Annotated in this window: 18 protein-coding genes and 1 other annotated feature; of the genes, 10 read left to right on the forward strand and 8 right to left on the reverse strand. The window is 60.8% G+C overall.

The genetic code is table 11. The annotated features are described in order from the left end of the window. Positions 1-7 precede the first annotated feature (7 nt). A complete protein-coding gene (locus tag ABTW55_RS08135) occupies positions 8-976 on the reverse strand; it encodes an SDR family NAD(P)-dependent oxidoreductase (RefSeq protein WP_060422508.1) in 969 nt (322 codons plus the stop codon). 163 nt (positions 977-1,139) lie between these two features. Between ABTW55_RS08135 and ABTW55_RS08140 the strand changes: the two genes are divergently transcribed. Then, positions 1,140-2,045 (forward strand): AraC family transcriptional regulator, encoded by a 906-nt coding sequence (locus ABTW55_RS08140; protein WP_060422505.1) that lies wholly within the window; start codon positions 1,140-1,142, stop codon positions 2,043-2,045. Between the two features lie 29 nt (positions 2,046-2,074). Here the strand turns inward: ABTW55_RS08140 and ettA are convergent, their stop codons facing one another. From ettA to ABTW55_RS08160, 4 genes are all read right to left on the reverse strand, one after another. After that, positions 2,075-3,742 carry an energy-dependent translational throttle protein EttA gene (gene ettA, locus ABTW55_RS08145; protein ID WP_025159620.1) on the reverse strand — a complete coding sequence of 556 codons (1,668 nt, stop codon included), beginning with the start codon at positions 3,740-3,742 and terminating at the stop codon, positions 2,075-2,077. Positions 3,743-3,884: 142 nt separating this feature from the next. Beyond that, a complete protein-coding gene (locus ABTW55_RS08150; protein WP_033649136.1) occupies positions 3,885-4,382 on the reverse strand; it encodes an OmpA family protein in 498 nt (165 codons plus the stop codon). Positions 4,383-4,420: 38 nt separating this feature from the next. Further along, positions 4,421-5,668, reverse strand: coding sequence for a diguanylate cyclase domain-containing protein (locus tag ABTW55_RS08155; protein WP_033637037.1), 1,248 nt, complete (start codon positions 5,666-5,668; stop codon positions 4,421-4,423). Further along, positions 5,665-6,276, reverse strand: a complete 612-nt coding sequence (locus tag ABTW55_RS08160) for a YfiR family protein (protein ID WP_373681958.1) — start codon at positions 6,274-6,276, stop codon at positions 5,665-5,667. Before ABTW55_RS08160 ends, ABTW55_RS08155 begins: the two co-directional genes overlap by 4 nt. A gap of 639 nt (positions 6,277-6,915) precedes the next feature. Here ABTW55_RS08160 and sltY point away from each other — a divergent pair. After that, positions 6,916-8,844 carry a murein transglycosylase gene (sltY, locus tag ABTW55_RS08165; RefSeq protein ID WP_033637039.1) on the forward strand — a complete coding sequence of 643 codons (1,929 nt, stop codon included), beginning with the start codon at positions 6,916-6,918 and terminating at the stop codon, positions 8,842-8,844. Between the two features lie 54 nt (positions 8,845-8,898). Beyond that, complete coding sequence (gene trpR, locus ABTW55_RS08170) at positions 8,899-9,228, forward strand: trp operon repressor (protein ID WP_004933017.1); 330 nt, start codon at positions 8,899-8,901, stop codon at positions 9,226-9,228. 11 nt (positions 9,229-9,239) lie between these two features. Here trpR and yjjX read toward each other — a convergent pair whose 3' ends face one another. Next, entirely contained in the window at positions 9,240-9,758 is a 519-nt protein-coding gene (gene yjjX / locus ABTW55_RS08175; protein ID WP_033637040.1) for an inosine/xanthosine triphosphatase, read from the reverse strand. Positions 9,759-9,859: 101 nt separating this feature from the next. On the opposite strand from yjjX, the gene gpmB reads away from it, so the two are divergent. After that, a complete protein-coding gene (gpmB, locus tag ABTW55_RS08180; RefSeq protein WP_025305227.1) occupies positions 9,860-10,507 on the forward strand; it encodes a 2,3-diphosphoglycerate-dependent phosphoglycerate mutase GpmB in 648 nt (215 codons plus the stop codon). On the opposite strand, the gene robA is transcribed toward gpmB, so the two are convergent. After that, positions 10,504-11,373: an MDR efflux pump AcrAB transcriptional activator RobA gene (gene robA, locus ABTW55_RS08185; protein WP_033637041.1), complete on the reverse strand. Its 870-nt coding sequence runs from the start codon at positions 11,371-11,373 to the stop codon at positions 10,504-10,506. The two genes, gpmB and robA, sit on opposite strands and share 4 nt — an antisense overlap. A 342-nt stretch (positions 11,374-11,715) precedes the next feature. Here robA and creA point away from each other — a divergent pair, with 342 nt between their 5' ends. Further along, positions 11,716-12,195: a protein CreA gene (gene creA / locus ABTW55_RS08190; protein ID WP_033637043.1), complete on the forward strand. Its 480-nt coding sequence runs from the start codon at positions 11,716-11,718 to the stop codon at positions 12,193-12,195. A 51-nt stretch (positions 12,196-12,246) separates the two neighbouring features. On the opposite strand, the gene arcA is transcribed toward creA, so the two are convergent. Then, on the reverse strand, positions 12,247-12,963 hold the full coding sequence (gene arcA / locus ABTW55_RS08195; protein WP_004933003.1) for a two-component system response regulator ArcA: 717 nt from the start codon (positions 12,961-12,963) through the stop codon (positions 12,247-12,249). A 629-nt stretch (positions 12,964-13,592) separates the two neighbouring features. Between arcA and ABTW55_RS08200 the strand changes: the two genes are divergently transcribed. From ABTW55_RS08200 to thrC, 5 genes are all read left to right on the forward strand, one after another. After that, positions 13,593-14,279: a tRNA/rRNA methyltransferase gene (locus ABTW55_RS08200; protein WP_033652888.1), complete on the forward strand. Its 687-nt coding sequence runs from the start codon at positions 13,593-13,595 to the stop codon at positions 14,277-14,279. Between the two features lie 212 nt (positions 14,280-14,491). Beyond that, on the forward strand, positions 14,492-14,560 hold the full coding sequence (thrL, locus tag ABTW55_RS08205; RefSeq protein WP_086581142.1) for a thr operon leader peptide: 69 nt from the start codon (positions 14,492-14,494) through the stop codon (positions 14,558-14,560). Beyond that, positions 14,499-14,616 (forward strand) — a sequence feature (Thr leader region). Its footprint overlaps the gene before it by 62 nt. A 24-nt stretch (positions 14,617-14,640) precedes the next feature. Next, positions 14,641-17,100 carry a bifunctional aspartate kinase/homoserine dehydrogenase I gene (gene thrA, locus ABTW55_RS08210; RefSeq protein WP_060422500.1) on the forward strand — a complete coding sequence of 820 codons (2,460 nt, stop codon included), beginning with the start codon at positions 14,641-14,643 and terminating at the stop codon, positions 17,098-17,100. Between the two features lies 1 nt (position 17,101). Further along, a complete protein-coding gene (gene thrB / locus ABTW55_RS08215) occupies positions 17,102-18,031 on the forward strand; it encodes a homoserine kinase (protein ID WP_049213070.1) in 930 nt (309 codons plus the stop codon). 3 nt (positions 18,032-18,034) lie between these two features. Further along, positions 18,035-19,324, forward strand: a complete 1,290-nt coding sequence (gene thrC, locus ABTW55_RS08220; RefSeq protein WP_033652890.1) for a threonine synthase — start codon at positions 18,035-18,037, stop codon at positions 19,322-19,324. The last annotated feature ends 4 nt before the right edge of the window (positions 19,325-19,328 follow it).

The raw sequence follows: 19,328 nt of genomic DNA on the forward strand, positions 1-19,328 counted from the left end.
CTCCTGTTTAAATCTTGCCGAAGATGTCGATGCCGGTGAGTTGCGCCGACAATTCCCACAGGCGTTGGGCCTGTTCAGGATCGACGGCGTAGCTTTTTACGCCGCTGAAGGAAAGGCCCTCGTCATCGTTGCGCCGGGCGATATCGCAGTCTTCGCAATACAATCCGCCAAGGCCATTGAGTTGAGGCGATGTCGCCGCCCACACCTGGGTTGCCGCACCCTGTTGCGGCGTTTTCAGCATTTCCGGGTGGGCGGGTTTGCCGTCGGCGTCGATCCAGTCCAATGCGAGCATCTCTTCCTGCGAGAGGTAACGCTGCAGTGGCGTGGGGATCATGCCGGGATGCAGCGTGAAGGCGCGTACACCGGCGGCTCGTCCTCGTTTGTCGAGGTGCACGGCGAATAACGCATTAGCGGTTTTCGACTGGCCGTAGGCCCGCCACTTGTCATAGCCGCTGTGAAACTGCACGTCATTCCAGCGTATGGCGCTGGCATGGTGGCCGGAAGAGGAGATGACGACAACGCGGGCGCCGCCCGCCAAAGCCGGCCAGAGGTGGTTCACCAGCGCGTAATGCCCCAGGTGGTTGATCGCGAATTGTGCCTCCCAGCCTGGGCCGATGCGGGTTTCAGGACAGGCCATGATGCCGGCGCCGCAGATCACCATATCGAGGTGGACGCCGGTCGCCAGAAGATGTTGCGTGAACTCTCTGATGTTGTTCAGATCGGCCAAATCAAGCTCATAAATGTCGACGTTGCTGATACCGGCGAGGGCCAGACGAGTGCGGGCGATGACGGGATCGCGGGCGGCGACAATCACCTGTGCTCCCGCCTGCGTCAATGCGCGAGTCGTTTCCAACCCCAGGCCGGAATGGCCGCCGGTGACCAGCGCCGTCATGCCGGCCAGTTGACGATCTTTGAGCACGTCGGCGGCGGTGGTGGTGGCGTTGAAGCCAGAGCCGATGGGCGTTTGTTTGTTCATTGGGGATTCCTCGCTGTGGTTGGCTGTGACACAGGGAGTGTAAATCGGCGCTATCCGGCGGATGAATGCAACAAAAACCTAATTTCTGTCGCCATCGTCCTAAAGCCTTCGACCAGCGCATCGCGCGGGTTATGCTCTTGCAAGATCTTTATGGGGAGAGGATATGGATCCTTTATCGGAAGTGCTGGCGCCACTGAACAGCCAGAATGCGTTTTTCGGCGGCCTGAAGGCCGGCGGCGACTGGGCCGTTCATTTTCCCGCTCCGCAAGGCGGGAAGTTCAACGCGGTGGTGCGCGGCGGCTGTTGGTTGGCGGCGGAAGGGCTGGCAGAACCGCTGTGGCTGGCGGCCGGCGACTGTTTACTGCTGACTCGCAGCCTGCCGCTGACCGTCGGCAGCGACTTGTCTCTTCCGGCGCTCGACGCCGAAGCGCTTTATCTGCAGGCGCAAAACGGCGTGGCGCGCTGCGGCGAGGGGGAAACGTGCCTGTTTATCGGCGGCCGTTTTAGCTTTGGCGAGGAGGTGGAGCGGCTGTTCGGCAGCCTGCCCGCGTTGATGGTGATCCGCGGGGGCACGGAAGAGGCGGCCGTGCTGCAATGGGCGCTGCAGCGGCTGGCGGATGAGCTGGTGAGGCCTTCGCCGGGCAGTACGTTGATGGCGCATCATCTGGGGCAAATCATGTTGACCCAGGCGCTGCGGATTTACCTGATGGGGGAGGAGAGTGCGGCGTCCGGCTGGCTACCCGCTTTGTTCGATCCGCGCATCGGCGCCGCGATGCAGGCGGTACATGCCGATCCGGCCCGGCGCTGGACGGTGGCGGCGTTGGCCGACGCGGCGAGCGTTTCCCGTTCGACGTTGGCGCTGCGCTTCAAGCAGAAAGCCGGCATGGCGCCGCTCGAGTACGTGTCGCGCTGGCGCATGCTGCTGGCGGCGCGGGCGCTGCGTACCGGCGGCGAACCGATCTCCGCTATCGCGCAGCGTTTGGGGTACGATTCCGACAGCGCTTTCAGCCACGCGTTCAAACGCGTGATGGCGTGCTCACCGCGCGACTATCGCCGGGCGCAGGCGTAAAAAAGGCGCCGCATGCGGCGCCTGGGGTATTACTTGGCGATCTTCTTGTACTTGATGCGGTGCGGCTCGAGCGCGTCGGCGCCCAGCGTACGCTTCTTGTACTCTTCGTACTCGGTGAAGTTGCCTTCGAAGAATTCCACCTTGCCTTCATCCTGGTAGTCCAGGATGTGGGTGGCGATACGGTCGAGGAACCAACGGTCGTGCGAGATCACCATGGCGCAGCCAGGGAATTCCAGCAGGGCGTTTTCCAGCGCGCGGAGGGTTTCGATATCCAGGTCGTTGGTCGGTTCATCGAGCAGCAGCACGTTGCCGCCAACCTGCAGCAGCTTGGCCAGGTGCAGACGGCCACGCTCACCGCCGGACAGCTCGCCCACGCGTTTGCCCTGATCGACGCCCTTGAAGTTGAAGCGGCCGACATAGGCGCGGCTCGGCATCTCGGTGTTGCCGATGCGCATGATGTCCTGCCCGCCGGAGACTTCTTCCCACACGGTTTTCGAACCGTCCATGCTGTCGCGGAACTGATCGACGGACGCCAGCTTGACGGTGTCGCCCAGCACGATGCTGCCGGAATCCGGCTGTTCCTGGCCGGACATCATGCGGAACAGCGTGGATTTACCCGCGCCGTTCGGGCCGATGATGCCGACGATTGCCCCTTTCGGCACCGAGAACGACAGGTCGTCGATCAGCAGGCGGTCGCCGTAGGACTTGCGCAGGTTGCTGACTTCGACCACTTTGTCGCCCAGGCGTGCGCCAGGTGGAATGAACAGTTCGTTGGTTTCGTTACGTTTCTGGTATTCGGTGTTGTTCAGCTCTTCGAAGCGGGCCAAACGGGCCTTGCCTTTGGACTGACGGCCTTTGGCGCCCTGACGCACCCACTCCAGCTCTTTCTCGATCGACTTGCGGCGAGCGGCTTCGGCGGACGCTTCCTGCGCCAGACGCGCGTCTTTCTGCTCCAGCCAGGAAGAGTAGTTGCCTTCCCACGGGATGCCCTCGCCGCGGTCCAGTTCGAGGATCCAGCCGGCCACGTTATCCAGGAAGTAACGGTCGTGGGTAATCGCCACCACGGTGCCTTCGAAGTCGTGCAGGAAGCGTTCCAGCCAGGCCACGGACTCGGCGTCCAGGTGGTTGGTCGGTTCGTCCAGCAGCAGCATGTCCGGTTTTTCCAGCAGCAGGCGGCACAGCGCGACGCGGCGGCGTTCACCCCCGGACAGGTGGGCGATTTTGGCGTCCCAGTCCGGCAGGCGCAGCGCGTCGGCGGCGCGTTCCAGCTGGGCGTTGAGGTTGTGACCGTCGTGCGCCTGAATGATCTCTTCCAGGCGGCCCTGTTCGGCGGCCAGCTTGTCGAAGTCTGCGCCTTCTTCGGCGTACAGCGCGTACACTTCGTCCAGGCGTTTCAGCGCGCCGACCACTTCCGCCAGCGCTTCTTCCACCGACTCACGCACGGTGTGTTCGAGGTTAAGCTGCGGCTCCTGCGGCAGGTAACCGATCTTGATGCCCGGCTGCGGGCGCGCTTCCCCTTCGATATCGGTATCGATGCCGGCCATGATGCGCAGCAGGGTGGACTTACCGGCGCCGTTCAGGCCCAGTACGCCGATTTTGGCCCCGGGGAAGAAGCTCAGGGAGATGTTTTTCAAAATATGACGCTTCGGCGGTACCACCTTGCCGACGCGGTGCATGGTATAGACGTATTGAGCCACGTTGCTCTAAGCCTCTCTATATCAGTATTTATAGGATGTCTGGCGGCATGAGTGTAGCCCGTTTCGATCTCGGATCCCAGACATCGCTCAGCGATCGCTAAGTATAACCGTTTATGCGCCGATAAAGGCGCATATTGGTGGCTTATGGCGTGACGACGATCGCGACGCGGCGGTTTTCCGCGCGGCCGCTGGAGGTGCGGTTATCGGCAACGGGATCGCGCTTGCCCATGCCGCGGGTTTCGATATTGGCGCGCGGAATGCCGACGCTGGCCAGCAGATCGGCCACCGCATCGGCGCGGCGCAGGGAGAGCTGGTCGTTATAGCTGTCTTCACCGTAGTTGTCGGTATGGCCGTCCAGGCGGAACTTGGTGATGCCGACGCTCAGCAGCGCACGGCCCATCTTCTGCACCGTCTCGGTGCTTTCCGGGTTCAGCTTGCCGATGTTATTGCCGAACAGCACTTTATCCGACAGGCCGAACTCCCAGCCGTTATCGGTCAGCTTGAAGCCCTGCGATTGCAGCAGCGCGATCTGCTCGGGCGTCAGGCCCTGCGGTTTGCTCTGGCAGCCGGCGAGCGCCAGCAGGGCGACGAACACCATCGTCAGCAGTGAAAAACGACCTTTAAACAGTTGCTGTATCATAGTCAAAATCCCTAGTTCAAGTGTTATAGCCGGGGCTCTTATTTATGTATAGCCAGCCGCCAGCCTCCGTTATAACGATGCTTTGCCTGATACATCGCATCGTCAGCTTCGTGCAAAAGACCCTGAGGCGTCGACGCGTGATCAGGGTACAGCGCAATACCGATACTCAGAGAGGTAATGACCGCCTCGTCGTTCGGCAAAATGACCGGTTGCGTCATGCAGTCGATGATGTTGTCAGCGATCTGCAGGACATCTTCCGTGCCGTGTACCGGCGCCAGCAGCACGGCGAATTCATCCCCGCCCAGACGCGCGACCAGATCGGTCTCGCGCAGCTGCGCGCGAATGCGCCCGGCAATGGTGGTCAGCACCGCATCGCCTGCGGCGTGGCCGTAACTGTCGTTCACCTCCTTGAAGCGATCGCCGTCGATAAACAGCACCGCCAATTTCGCCGGCGGTTCGATATCGCCCAGCGCCCGGCTCAGCCGCCCTTCGAAGAAGGCGCGGTTCGGCAAGCCGGTCAGGCTGTCGTGCGTCGCCCGGTGAGCCAGCGAGTCGTTCTCCTGCTTCAGATGGGCCTGCCAGGCCTCCAGCTCGTCGAGCAAGCCGTTGAAATCGTTGCTGAGCTCATGCAGCTCGGCGATCGGCGCCGACGGCACCCGCAGGCCGAAGGTGCGATCGCGGCGCACCGCGTGCGCCACGTTGGCGATGTCGTCCAGCGAACTGACGATGCCGACCAGCATACGGCGCGACAACACCAGAGCGCACAGGGTGCTGAGCACCATGCAGGCGATCATGCCGACCAGGCCGCGCAACAGGAAACGCAACAGGCTGCCGCCGTTGCCGCTCAACCAGACCTGGCCAACCTGTTTGCCCCCGTGAGAAATAGGCAGGATGACCGGCTCGGGCAGCGCCCAGTGCGCAACCATCTGCTCCAGACCGTGCAGCGGGCTGTCGGAGGGATGGCGCCAGCTGGCCAGCATCTTGCCTTTATTATCCAGAATGCGTGCCTCCAGGATCTCTTCGTTGGAGGCGATCAGCATCAGCGCCTCACGCGCGGCGACGCCGTCTTCAAACACCACGGCGGCCTCGACGGTATAGCTGATGGAGCGCGCGATCAGGTGCAGGTTGTGGTCGGCATAGGCGCGCAGCGCAAACAGCGCCACCAGCGTCAAAAAGATGCCGGCGGTGCCGACGGCGATCAGCGCCAGCCCAAGATGCACCCGCTGCAGCACTCGGCCCAGCGTCGGGCGCGCATTGCCGGCGCGGTTTCTGTGCAACAGCCTCATAGCGGCGGCGCCTGTTTGCGTGCCAGCTGCAGCACGTTGGGGTGAACGCGCACGCCGCTGCGCGCCAGAGCGTCCAGGTTGACCTTGAAACTGGCCTGATCCCCATCGATCTGCAGGCAAAATGCGCTGCCGGCGGAGCATTCGCTATCGTTCTCGCTGATGCTGAGAATGGAGTTGCCGGAAATGCGCTGCATGAAATTTTGTCTCTGCGCGGCGGTGATGTTCCCTAAGTAGATGACATCGCAGCCGGTACTCAGCGTTGGGCTGTCGAACGGCACACGCTCGGCTTTAATCGGACGCGGGGCGCTCAGCAGGATCGGATCGAACAGCCCTTCGGCATACTGGGTGGGGGCGGTCACGCACAAGCGGATCGGATTGGGTTCACGCGACCAGCGGGCGTAGCTGATGATGCCTACCACCACGGTCGTCACGGCGTGCGTGCGTTTTTGATAGGGATCATCGGCGGCGCGCGCAGGCCCGGACAACGTCAGCAGCACCAACAACACGATCAGCAGCAGGCGACCGATATTCAGACGTGCGTCAAGGAAGCCCGGCACGGGGCTTTTTGCGCAACGCATCGCTATCGCGGTCTTACTCGCCATCTTCACCCGCCATTCCGGTCTGATCCACCGCCCGCAGGCCGTGGCCTGACAAGGAAAAGTTCGGCCCGCTTGAAGGGACAATCGTTTTGCTGAAAGCTGTCAGTCGCACTGCCTAATGAACACTATCTCACCCATAATTGGCGCGGATTGTATTATAAGATGTCTTCGTTGGGCGCTTTATGTGCTGTTTTCTCGGAATTATCCTACTTATTTTTGATAGTATAAAAATGCCTACCCAGGTTTGCCACCGCTTTTCTGCAAAGTTGGCGCGTTTGGCCAGCTGTCAGGCGATTTGCGCAACGGCGGCGTCATCTCGCAAGTGCAATAATGTCATAGCTAATAATTAAAAATTATTTTACTTCTCTTATAAATGCCGGGGCGGCTAATAAAAATCCGGTGGCTGGAAATATCCCTATCCCGTCGGCCTGATTTGTCAGCCAAAGTAAACGTTTTTTACCTGGCTCCCGTCATGGCGATACACTTCTTCTTCTACAGTATTGAATGGATAAGCGATTGCGCTGTCTATGGTAGATATCTGCGTCCGGGCCGTGCGCCCGGCTTTATTTTGTCCCGCTGCGTCGTGGTGCGGCGGTCACCGGGGAGCTGGGCGGCTCCTGCGGTCCAACCAGTGAGGAAAGAGCGAGGATGGTCAAGGTGGACAAGCGACGGCTGTTGGCAATGGGCCTGTGCCTGACGGCGTTTTCAGGCGCGGCGCTGGCGGATTCTCTGGATGCGCAACGTCAGCGCTACCAGCAGATCAAACAGGCATGGGACGGCAATCAGATGGGCGTGGTGGCGCAGCTGATGCCGACGCTGCGCGATTATCCGCTTTATCCTTACCTGGAATACCGCGAGCTGACACAGGATCTGAGCCAGGCGGGGTTCTCCGAGGTGAACGACTTTATCAAACGCAACCCGACGCTGCCGCCGGCGAAATCACTGGCCCCGCGCTTCGTCAATGAGCTGGCGCGGCGCGAAGACTGGCGCACCCTGTTGGCCTTCAGCCCGCAGCCGCCCAAACCGGTGGCGGCGCGCTGCAATTATTACTACGCCAAGTGGGCCACCGGCGATCAGCAGGCGGCCTGGAGCGGCGCCGACGAACTGTGGCTGAACGGCAAAACGCTGCCGGGCGCCTGCGATCGGCTGTTCAGCGTCTGGCGCGGCGCAGGCAAGCAGACGCCGCTGGATATTCTGGCGCGCATGAAGCTGGCGTTGAAGGAGGGCAACAGTTCGCTGGTCAGCAACCTCTACAGCCAGCTGCCGGCCGACTACCAGACCATGGGCAACGCCCTGGTGCGCTTGCAAAACGATCCGACCACCGTGGAAGCCTTCGCCCGCAGCGTGGGGCCGACCGACTTTACCCGCGCCGCCACCGGCATCGCCTTTGAGCGCCTGGCGCGGCAGGATGTGGAAAACGCGCGGGCGATGATCCCGACGCTCGCGCGGCTGCAGAAAATGAGCGACGACGAGCGGCTGGGGCTGGAAGAGGCGGTGGCCTGGCGCCTGATGGGCAGCGATGCCACCTATGAACAGGCGCAGTGGCGCGATCGGGTGATTCTGCGTAGCCGTTCGCCTTCGCTGCTGGAGCGCCGGGTGCGCATGGCGTTGGGCAACGGCGATCGGCAGGGCGTGGCGACCTGGCTGGCCCGCCTGCCGGAGGCGTCGCGCAACAAGGATGAGTGGCGCTACTGGCGCGCCAGTCAGTTGATGGACGAAGGCAAACGCGCCGAAGGCGAGGAGATATTGCGTAACCTGATGACCGAACGCGGCTTCTATCCGATGGCGGCGGCGCAGAAGCTGAACGCCACTTATCCGGTGATGGTGGCGGTGGCGGCCAAGCCGCGCGCGTCGCTGGTCGACGGGCCGGAGGTTGCCCGGGTGCGCGAGCTGATGTACTGGAACATGGACAACCTGGCCCGCAGCGAGTGGGGCTCCTACGTCGCCAGCCGCAGCCGACCGGAACAAGAGGCGCTGGCGCGCTACGCCTTTGAGCAAAAATGGGCCGATCTGAGCGTGCAGGCGACCATCGTCGGCAAGCTGTGGGATCATCTGGAGGAGCGCTTCCCGGTCGCCTGGCCGCAGGAGTTCCGCCGCGCCACCGATGACAAGGGGATCACCACCAGCTACGCGATGGCGATAGCGCGCCAGGAGAGCGCCTGGAATCCGAAGGCGCAGTCGCCGGTTGGCGCTTCCGGCCTGATGCAGGTGATGCCGCGCACCGCGCAGCATACGGTGCAGATGTTCAATATTCCCGGCTACGTCGGCCCGAGCCAGCTGTTCGATCCGCAGACCAACATCACCATCGGCACCAGCTATCTGGAGTCGGTCTATCAGCAGTTCGGCCGCAACCGGATCCTGTCGAGCGCCGCCTATAACGCCGGCCCGTCACGGGTGAACACCTGGCTGGGCAACAGCGCGGGGCGTATCGACCCGGTGGCGTTCATCGAAAGCATTCCGTTCTCGGAAACCCGCGGCTACGTCAAGAATGTGCTTGCCTACGATGCGTTTTACCGTTATCTGACGCACCGGCCGGCCAAGGTGTTGACCGACGCCGAGTGGCAGAGACGTTATTGATTTTGACGGCCCTATGGTATGCTGCTGTACTAGTTAAATAGTATGGTGGCTGCCATGACGCAATTATCGTTAAACGACCCCGCTCTTTCAGAACAAGGCAATGAGGATTGGCTGCGCTTCGTCGCGCTGCTGCAGAATTCGTTTGCGCAAGAGCTGCATCAACCGCTGCTGCAGCTGATGCTGACGCCGGACGAGCGCACCGCGCTGGGCACCCGGGTGCGGATCATTCAGGAACTGATGCGCGGCGAGATGAGCCAGCGCGAGCTGAAAAATGAACTGGGCGCGGGGATCGCCACCATCACCCGCGGCTCGAACAGCCTGAAAGCGGCTTCACCCGAGCTGAAACAGTGGCTTGAGCAGCAGCTGTTGCACGACGCGCCCTAGCGGGCTCGGTGCTATTGCTGATAGATGGCGTTGTGAAACGGCACCAGCGCCAGCAGCAGCGCCTGGTGGTAAACGCTGGTGCGGCTCAGCCGGCCGTCGGTGAAGACGCCGATGGCGCCGCCCTGGCGCTTCACCTCGGCATTGCCGGTGATCGCCGCCATTTCGCTGCCCAATTCGCGACCGGCGCGAATACCTTGTAAGATGACTTCCGGCAGCATCAGGCTCGCCGAGCGGGATTCGCCGCGGATGTGCGGGTTCTCGATGGTCATCCAGGCGAAGGTCATATTCTCTTCAATCCCGGCTTCCACGCCGACCCAAAAATCGGCCTCGGGCCTGACCTGGCGCGCTTCCATGACGCGTTGACGCGAGCCGGTGCGGGTTTCGTGGTTGCCTATCGGCTGCAGCGAGACGCCGCTGGCGACGTCAACGGATTCAATGCGGTATTGGTTCGCGCCAAAGACGTCATCGAAGGCCAGTTGAATAGCCTTGATCTTTGCCGGGTTGGTAGTTGCAGCGACAACATGGTACATAACGGGTTTGATATCCTTCTGGCCGATACGCCGGGCAGCGGCAAAAGCGCCGCCGGGCCGGGGATAAACGCAAATTTCACGCAGTATAACGGAAAACAAAAATGTTACAGGTATACCTCGTTCGCCATGGCGAAACGGAATGGAACGCGGCTCGCCGCATCCAGGGTCAGTCCGACAGCCCGTTAACCGCCATGGGTGAACACCAGGCCCGTCTGGTCGCCAGGCGCGTCAGTAAGGAAGGCATTACGCACATCATTACCAGCGATCTGGGGCGCACGCGCCGCACCGCGCAGATCATCGCCGAAGCCTGTGGCTGCGAAGTGATAGGCGATCCGCGTTTGCGTGAGCTGCACATGGGGGTTCTGGAAGAACGCCTGATCGACAGTTTGACGCCGCAGGAAGAGCAGTGGCGCAAACAGATGGTCGATGGTACTCCTGACGGCCGTATCCCTCAAGGCGAATCCATGGAGGAGCTGGGCGAGCGCATGCGCGCCGCGCTGGAGAGTTGCCTGATGCTGCCGGAAGGCAGCAAGCCGCTGCTCGTCAGCCATGGCATCGCGTTGGGGTGTTTGATCAGTACGGTGCTGGGGTTACCGGCCTATGCGGAACGCCGTTTGCGCTTGCGCAACTGTTCACTGTCGCGCGTCGATCACCAGCAGAGCCCGTGGCTGGCTTCCGGCTGGATCGTGGAGACGGCGGGCGATGTCACGCATCTGGACATGCCCGCGTTGGACGAACTGCAGCGTTAACGCCGAATCGGGATCAGGTAATCGCACTTGATCTCGATAGGTGCCTGATGCGGACGGCGCTCGCCTTTCGGGTAGAAGCGTTCGATGTCGTGCCCTTTGCGGCGCGTCAGTTGGAGCGCCGGCAGGCAGGTGCCGTAGACCGTCAGAATAAAGTCTTGCAGGCCCTCAGTGGGCCCTTCGTAGCTGAACATCGCAAACTCACCGCCCGGCAACACCAGCGGCTGGCCTTCCTGCGCCTTGTCAGGCACCTGATCCGGCTCCAGCGCCGTGGTGTACAGCACTTCCTGTTCGTCGTCCTTCTCCTGGCTCGGCCGCGAGTGGTGCAGCCCGTACAGTACCGGCGGCAGGGTTTCGACGTCACCGAGGAACTGGCGCCAGAACTGCGAGCGCAGCTCGGTGCGCACGGTGGTGATCTGTTCCAGCGTACAGGAGTAGCTTTGGGTCAGGCCGACCAGGCGCTTGTCCGGCAGCGAGACGAATTCCGGCTGCGGCAGGGTGAAAGCCCCCAGACGGATCGGCGGGCAGATGCCGAATGCGTTCCAGTCCTCGGCGCGGCGGTACAGCGCCGGCGTTTGCGCAAACTGTTTTTTGAAGGCGCGGGTGAAGGTCTGCTGCGAGTCGAAGCGATACTGCAGGGCGATATCCAAAATCGGCCGGCTGGTCAAACGCAGCGCGACGGCGGCTTTGGACAGCCTCCTTGCCCGGATGTAAGCACCGATGGCGTTACCGGTAATATCTTTGAACATCCGTTGCAGGTGCCATTTGGAATAGCCGGCCTTGGCCGCCACGTTATCCAGCGACAAGGGTTGGTCCAAATGGCTTTCCAGCCAGCTAAGCAGATCACGAATGATACCGGCTTGATCCATAGATCTTCCTCGTAAAGCTTGGGGGTAGGAACCCGAACTGTTGATTCGTCACGCTGGTGCTGCGCTATCAGACCGATCCATGAGCCATTATGCGTTGCACTCTTTGCCTCTGCTGCGCTTGCCGCGCCAGAGTTGGATTGGGGTACACCGTAGTGGGCGCAAAGAAATAACGACGCCGCATCATAGCAATTTTTTTACTCCGCGACTCTCAAAGATTTTTGTCACGCTCTGTGCTAAAACGGACGGTGCGGACCCGTAAAAAACCGATTCCGTGAGCTTAGACATAAATAATGGCGATCGCCGAACCTATTTTTGCGGCAAGGTTATATCGGAGTTAAGTAAATGAAAAAAGGCTGGATATTTTTATTCGGTTTGGTTTGCGCAACCGTTGGCAGCGCGCAGGCGGAGCAGGTGGGCTCCGTTGATACCGTGTTTAAATTGTTGGGGCCGGACCACAAAATCGTGGTGGAAGCATTCGACGATCCGGATGTTAAAAATGTAACTTGTTATATCAGCCGCGCCAAAACCGGCGGCATCAAAGGCGGCCTGGGGCTGGCGGAAGACACCGCCGACGCGGCCATTTCCTGCCAGCAGGTGGGGCCTATCGAGCTGAGCGACAAGATCAAAAACGGCAAGTCGGAAGGTGAGGTGGTATTCCAGAAACGCACCTCGCTGGTGTTCAAGAAGCTGCAGGTGGTGCGCTTCTACGACGCCAAGCGCAATTCGCTGATTTACCTGAGCTACTCCGACAAGGTGATCGACGGTTCGCCGAAGAACGCGCTGAGCGCGGTGCCGATCATGCCGTGGGCTGAGACGAAATAAAAAAACGGGGTTCAGCATGCTGAACCCCGTTTTCATGACGGCAGGCCGGAATTACTCTTCCAGATCGCCGCAGAAGCGGTAGCCTTCGCCGTGAATGGTGGCGATGATTTCCGGCGTGTCCGGCGTCGATTCGAAGTGTTTGCGAATGCGACGGATGGTGACGTCCACGGTGCGGTCATGCGGCTTCAGCTCGCGGCCGGTCATTTTCTTCAGCAGTTCGCCGCGGGACTGGATCTTGCCCGGGTTTTCGCAGAAGTGCAGCATGGCGCGGAATTCGCTGCGCGGCAGCTTGTACTGTTCGCCGGCCGGGCTGATCAGCGAGCGGCTGTTGATGTCCAGCTCCCAACCGTTGAACTTGTAGCTCTCGACCAGGCGGCGCTCTTCGCCGAGGCTGCCCAGGTTCATGGTGCGCGACAGCAGGTTGCGCGCGCGGATGGTCAGCTCACGCGGGTTGAACGGCTTGGTGATGTAATCGTCGGCGCCGATTTCCAGGCCGAGGATTTTGTCCACTTCGTTATCGCGACCGGTCAGGAACATCAAGGCGACGCTGGCCTGTTCACGCAGTTCGCGCGCCAACAGCAGGCCGTTTTTGCCTGGCAGGTTGATGTCCATGATGACCAGATTGATATCATTTTCAGACAGGATATTGTGCATCTCTGCACCATCATTGGCTTCATGAACAATGTAGCCTTCCGCCTCGAAAATGCTCTTCAGGGTGTTACGAGTGACTAACTCGTCTTCGACAATCAGAATGTGCGGGGTCTGCATATTTGCTACCTAAAATTGCCAACAAAATAGAAAATAGGAAGTACAGAAGTCTTTGTTTTCTTAGAGGAGGGCAGAGATAGCGCCACGTTCCCTCTCAGCAAATGACTAAAGTACGTAAACTCGTTCTTGATGCACTTTCCATCTCATGTCAACAAGATCGCTAGCCTGGTGGGGATGCTGTTCCCTACAACCCCTGGGGTGCCAAATTGGCGCATATCCTAACCCCATTAACAGCAATATAACAGCGCGTGCCGAATTCATCACCCAACAAAACTACGCTTTGTTGACATATATCAAATTCAATTGTAGCACGTTAACAGATTTGTGAAAAACACTTACAGAAATGCCAGTTTAAGTCACAGAACCTCAAATTCTGTGAACGATTCAGCATTATCCGGCCCGATAGGATACAATTATTCGTTTATTGATCATCGCTTTGTTTTAACTCATTGATAAATAAATGCAGTAAAACATAAGCACGAATAATGACTATTACGACGGGTTTATTAGCTCAACGAGCCGTTTAATCTTGTTTGTTGCTATTAACGCGTTTATTGTTACGCAATTGTAAATATAAGCGGGTGCTGCGCCATCGTCAAAAGCGCAGGCCTGCCTTCGGTGGAAGAGTGATGCAGCTTCATATTGTTTTAGTGGCTCCGGCGCGGCCGGAAAATGTCGGCGCGGCGGCGCGCGCGATGAAAACCATGGGCTTCACGTCGTTGCGCATCGTCGACAGCGAGGCGCACCTGCAGCCGGCGGCGCGCTGGGTGGCGCACGGAGCCGGCGAGATCCTCGACGGCGTGCAAACGTTCGCCACGCTGGAACTGGCGCTGGCGGACGTGGATTTCACCGTCGCCACCACCGCCCGCAGCCGCGCGCGTTTTCACTATTACTGCACGCCGCCCGAGCTGCTGGAACAGCTGAGCGAGCGCAAGCAGTGGGTCGGCCAGGCCGCGCTGGTGTTCGGCCGCGAAGATTCCGGCCTGACCAACGAAGAGCTGGCGCTGGCGGATTTGCTGACCGGCGTGCCGATGCAGGCGGATTATCCGTCGCTTAACCTGGGCCAGGCGGTGATGGTTTACTGCTACCAGCTGGCGAGCCTGATGGGCGTCAGCACGCCGCAGGAAACGGCGGCGTCGGAAGGGCAGCTCAAGGCGCTGCGCCGCCGCGCCGATGCCTTGTTGAACGCATTGGATGTCGGCGATGACCAAAAATTGCGCGACTGGCTGCACCAGCGGCTCGGCGCGCTGCAACAGCGAGATACGGCGATGTTGCATACGCTGCTGCACGACATCGAAAAAAAACTCGCCAAGTGATAGCGGCTCCATCAGACGGTTACCCAGCGTGATCCACTGGTAAATCGGCTTTAAGTTGTTTTTTTGTTCTGTCGTTTTGCTTTTCACCTGTTGCATCGCGCATTACCGCCGCTGAACGGAAAATAAGCAAAAAAAAGAAATAGTTTGACTTGGGATAGCGATTGCTTTAACCAATAGAGGGGACAGAGTATTTCATGAGACAGACAGACAACATGCGCAACATCAGCCTGAAAACCACAATTATTACCACCACCGATACCACAGGTAACGGGGCGGGCTGACGCGCACAGGAAACACAGAAAAAAGCCCGCACCTAATCAGTGCGGGCTTTTTTTTCGGCTTAAATTCGGAGAGATCACACATGCGAGTGCTGAAATTTGGCGGAACCTCGGTGGCGAATGCAGAACGTTTTCTGCGCGTTGCCGACATCATGGAGAGTAATGCGCGTCAGGGACAGGTAGCCACGGTCTTGTCCGCCCCTGCAAAGATCACCAACCATCTGGTGGCGATGATCGACAAAACGGTGGCGGGCCAGGACATTCTGCCGAATATCAGCGACGCCGAGCGGATCTTTGCCGATCTGCTGAGCGGCCTGGCGCAGGCGCTGCCGGGCTTTGAATACGATCGCTTGAAAGGCGTGGTCGATCAGGAGTTCGCGCAGCTCAAACAGGTGCTGCACGGCGTTTCGCTGCTGGGGCAGTGCCCGGACAGCGTAAACGCGGCGATCATCTGCCGCGGCGAAAAGCTCTCCATCGCCATCATGGAAGGGGTGTTCCGCGCCAAGGGCTACCCGGTCACGGTGATCAACCCGGTGGAGAAACTGCTGGCGCAGGGCCACTACCTGGAGTCCACCGTGGACATCGCCGAGTCCACGCTGCGCATCGCCGCGGCGGCGATCCCGGCTGACCACATCGTGCTGATGGCTGGTTTCACCGCCGGTAACGACAAGGGCGAGCTGGTGGTGCTGGGCCGCAACGGCTCCGACTATTCCGCCGCCGTGCTGGCCGCCTGCCTGCGCGCCGACTGCTGCGAGATCTGGACCGACGTCGACGGCGTGTATACCTGCGATCCGCGCACCGTGCCGGACGCCAGGCTGCTGAAGTCGATGTCGTATCAGGAGGCGATGGAACTCTCTTATTTCGGCGCCAAAGTGCTGCACCCTCGTACCATCACGCCGATTGCCCAATTCCAAATCCCTTGCCTGATTAAAAACACCTCCAACCCGCAGGCCCCCGGCACGCTGATCGGCAAAGACAGCACCGATGACGGGATGCCGGTGAAAGGCATCACCAACCTGAACAACATGGCGATGATCAACGTCTCCGGCCCGGGCATGAAAGGCATGGTCGGCATGGCCGCGCGAGTGTTCGCCGTGATGTCGCGCGCCGGCATTTCGGTGGTGCTGATCACCCAATCCTCTTCCGAATACAGCATCAGCTTCTGCGTGCCGCAGGGCGAACTGCTGCGCGCGCGCCGCGCGCTGGAGGAGGAGTTCTATCTGGAGTTGAAAGACGGCGTGCTGGATCCGCTGGACGTGATGGAACGCCTGGCGATCATCTCGGTAGTCGGCGACGGCATGCGCACCCTGCGCGGCATCTCCGCGCGCTTCTTCTCCGCGCTGGCGCGCGCCAACATCAATATCGTCGCCATCGCCCAGGGCTCTTCCGAGCGTTCAATCTCGGTGGTGGTCAGCAATGAATCCGCCACCACCGGCGTGCGCGTCAGTCACCAGATGCTGTTCAACACCGATCAGGTGATCGAAGTGTTCGTCATCGGCGTCGGCGGCGTCGGCGGAGCGCTGATCGAACAGATTTACCGCCAGCAGCCGTGGCTGAAGCAAAAGCATATCGACCTGCGGGTGTGCGGCATCGCCAACTCGCGCGTGATGCTGACCAACGTGCACGGTATCGCGCTGGACAGCTGGCGCGACGAACTGGCCGGCGCGCAGGAGCCGTTCAATCTCGGCCGCCTGATCCGGCTGGTGAAGGAGTATCACCTGCTGAACCCGGTGATCGTCGACTGCACTTCCAGCCAGGCGGTGGCCGATCAGTATGTGGACTTCCTGGCGGACGGTTTCCACGTGGTGACGCCGAACAAAAAGGCCAACACCTCGTCGATGAACTATTATCAGCAACTGCGCGCGGCGGCCGCCGGTTCGCACCGCAAGTTTCTCTACGACACCAACGTCGGCGCCGGTTTGCCGGTGATTGAGAACCTGCAAAACCTGCTGAACGCCGGCGATGAGCTGGTACGCTTCTCCGGCATCCTGTCCGGCTCGCTGTCCTTTATCTTCGGCAAGCTGGATGAAGGGCTGTCGCTGTCGGCGGCGACCCTGCAGGCCCGGGCCAACGGCTACACCGAGCCGGATCCGCGCGACGATCTGTCCGGTATGGACGTGGCGCGCAAGCTGCTGATCCTGGCGCGCGAGGCCGGTTACAAGCTGGAGCTGAGCGATATCGAGGTCGAGTCGGTGCTGCCGCCGTCCTTCGACGCGTCGGGCGACGTGGAGCATTTCCTGGCGCGCCTGCCGGAGCTGGATAAAGAGTTCGCGCGCAACGTGGCCAACGCCGCCGAGCAAGGCAAGGTGCTGCGCTATGTCGGCCTGATCGACGAAGGCCGCTGCAAGGTGCGCATCGAGGCGGTGGACGGCAACGATCCGTTGTATAAAGTGAAGAACGGCGAGAACGCGCTGGCCTTCTACAGCCGCTACTATCAGCCGCTGCCGCTGGTGCTGCGCGGCTACGGCGCCGGTAACGATGTGACCGCAGCGGGCGTGTTCGCCGATCTGCTGCGCACACTGTCATGGAAGTTGGGAGTTTAATATGGTTAAGGTGTATGCACCGGCCTCGATCGGTAACGTCAGCGTCGGTTTCGATGTGCTGGGCGCGGCGGTTTCGCCGATCGACGGCACGCTGCTGGGCGACTGCGTCAGCGTAGAAGCCGCCGAGACGTTCAGTTTGCAGAATGCCGGGCGCTTCGTCAGCAAGCTGCCGGCCGAGCCGAAAGAGAACATCGTTTATCAATGCTGGGAGCGCTTCTGCCAGGAGATCGGCCGCGAAGTGCCGGTGGCGATGCGGTTGGAAAAGAACATGCCGATCGGATCGGGGCTGGGCTCCAGCGCCTGTTCGGTGGTGGCCGGGCTGATGGCGATGAACGAATTCTGCGATCGGCCGCTGGATGAGACGACGCTGCTCGGCCTGATGGGCGAGCTGGAAGGCCGCATTTCCGGCAGCGTGCATTACGATAACGTGGCGCCATGCTACCTTGGCGGCCTGCAGCTGATGCTGGAAGAAGAAGGCATCATCAGCCAGGAGGTGCCGTGCTTCGACGATTGGCTGTGGGTCATGGCCTATCCGGGCATCAAGGTCTCCACCGCCGAAGCGCGCGCCATTTTACCCGCGCAATACCGTCGCCAGGATTGCATCAGCCACGGCCGCTATCTGGCCGGCTTTATCCATGCCTGCCACACCCGGCAGCCGCAGCTGGCCGCCAAATTGATGCAGGACGTGATCGCCGAACCGTACCGCACCCGGCTGCTGCCGGGCTTCGCCGAAGCGCGCAAGGCGGCGCAGGAGATCGGCGCGCTGGCCTGCGGCATCTCCGGCTCCGGCCCGACGCTGTTCGCCGTCTGCAACGACGGCGCCACCGCGCAGCGCATGGCCGCCTGGCTGCAACAACACTATCTGCAAAACGACGAAGGTTTTGTTCATATTTGCCGTCTGGATACCGCAGGCGCTCGACTACTGGGATAACGCATGAAACTGTACAACCTTAAGGATCACAACGAGCAGGTCAGCTTCGCGCAGGCGATCAAACAAGGCCTGGGCAAGCAGCAGGGGCTGTTCTTCCCGCTGGAGCTGCCGGAGTTCGAACTGACCGAGATAGACCAACTGCTGGAGCAGGACTTTGTCACCCGCAGCAGCCGTATTCTGTCGGCCTTTATCGGCGAAGAGGTACCGGAAGCGGCGCTGAAGAAGCGCGTGCAGGCCGCTTTTGAGTTCCCGGCGCCGGTGGCGAAAGTGACCGAAGACGTCTCCTGCCTGGAGCTGTTCCACGGCCCGACGCTGGCGTTCAAAGACTTCGGCGGCCGCTTTATGGCGCAGATGCTGGCGGAAGTGGCCGGCGATCAGCCGGTGACCATTTTGACCGCCACCTCCGGCGACACCGGCGCCGCCGTGGCGCACGCCTTCTACGGCCTGAAAAACGTCCGGGTGGTGATCCTCTATCCGCAGGGCAAAATCAGTCCGCTGCAGGAGAAGCTGTTCTGTACTCTGGGCGGCAACATTCACACCGTAGCGATCGACGGCGACTTCGATGCTTGCCAGGCGCTGGTGAAGCAGGCGTTCGACGATCAGGAATTGAAGGACGCGCTGCACCTGAACTCGGCCAACTCGATCAACATCAGCCGCTTGCTGGCGCAGATCTGCTACTACTTCGAAGCGGTGGCGCAGCTGCCGCAGGAAGCACGCAATCAGCTGGTGATTTCGGTGCCGAGCGGCAACTTCGGCGATCTGACCGCCGGGCTGCTGGCCAAGTCGCTGGGCCTGCCGGTGAAGCGCTTTATTGCCGCCACCAACGCCAACGACACCGTGCCGCGCTTCCTGACCAGTGGCCAGTGGCAGCCGCACGCCACGGTCGCGACGCTGTCCAACGCCATGGACGTCAGCCAGCCGAACAACTGGCCGCGCGTGGAAGAGCTGTTCCGTCGTAAGGTCTGGCAGCTGAAAGAGCTGGGCCACGCGGCGGTCAGTGATGAGACCACTAAGGAAACGATGCGTGAACTGGCCGAGCTGGGTTATATCTCAGAACCGCACGCGGCCATTGCCTATCGCGCGCTGCGCGATAGGCTGCAGGAAGGGGAGTTCGGTCTGTTCCTCGGCACGGCGCACCCGGCCAAGTTTAAAGAGAGCGTGGAAGCGATCCTCGGCCAGGAGCTGCCGTTGCCGAAAGCGCTGGCGCTGCGGGCCGATCTGCCGCTGCTGTCGCACACGCTGCCGGCCGGCTTTGCCGAACTGCGCAAATTCCTGATGGCGCTGCCGGCCTGAAGTT

It is taken from the genome of Serratia sp. SM04 (genome assembly GCF_040280225.1).
Taxonomy (GTDB): Bacteria; Pseudomonadota; Gammaproteobacteria; order Enterobacterales; family Enterobacteriaceae; genus Serratia; species Serratia sarumanii.

Bases quoted from the DNA above. Each gene is read 5' to 3' on its own strand.
- thrC (WP_033652890.1), top strand. From the start codon at position 18,035: ATGAAACTGTACAACCTTAAGGATCACAACGAGCAGGTCAGCTTCGCG.
- trpR (WP_004933017.1), top strand. From the start codon at position 8,899: ATGACGCAATTATCGTTAAACGACCCCGCTCTTTCAGAACAAGGCAAT.
- ABTW55_RS08200 (WP_033652888.1), top strand. From the start codon at position 13,593: ATGCAGCTTCATATTGTTTTAGTGGCTCCGGCGCGGCCGGAAAATGTC.
- robA (WP_033637041.1), bottom strand. From the start codon at position 11,373: ATGGATCAAGCCGGTATCATTCGTGATCTGCTTAGCTGGCTGGAAAGC.
- ABTW55_RS08155 (WP_033637037.1), bottom strand. From the start codon at position 5,668: ATGAGGCTGTTGCACAGAAACCGCGCCGGCAATGCGCGCCCGACGCTG.
- sltY (WP_033637039.1), top strand. From the start codon at position 6,916: ATGGTCAAGGTGGACAAGCGACGGCTGTTGGCAATGGGCCTGTGCCTG.
- ABTW55_RS08140 (WP_060422505.1), top strand. From the start codon at position 1,140: ATGGATCCTTTATCGGAAGTGCTGGCGCCACTGAACAGCCAGAATGCG.
- arcA (WP_004933003.1), bottom strand. From the start codon at position 12,963: ATGCAGACCCCGCACATTCTGATTGTCGAAGACGAGTTAGTCACTCGT.
- creA (WP_033637043.1), top strand. From the start codon at position 11,716: ATGAAAAAAGGCTGGATATTTTTATTCGGTTTGGTTTGCGCAACCGTT.
- gpmB (WP_025305227.1), top strand. From the start codon at position 9,860: ATGTTACAGGTATACCTCGTTCGCCATGGCGAAACGGAATGGAACGCG.
- yjjX (WP_033637040.1), bottom strand. From the start codon at position 9,758: ATGTACCATGTTGTCGCTGCAACTACCAACCCGGCAAAGATCAAGGCT.
- thrA (WP_060422500.1), top strand. From the start codon at position 14,641: ATGCGAGTGCTGAAATTTGGCGGAACCTCGGTGGCGAATGCAGAACGT.
- ABTW55_RS08150 (WP_033649136.1), bottom strand. From the start codon at position 4,382: ATGATACAGCAACTGTTTAAAGGTCGTTTTTCACTGCTGACGATGGTG.
- thrB (WP_049213070.1), top strand. From the start codon at position 17,102: ATGGTTAAGGTGTATGCACCGGCCTCGATCGGTAACGTCAGCGTCGGT.
- ABTW55_RS08135 (WP_060422508.1), bottom strand. From the start codon at position 976: ATGAACAAACAAACGCCCATCGGCTCTGGCTTCAACGCCACCACCACC.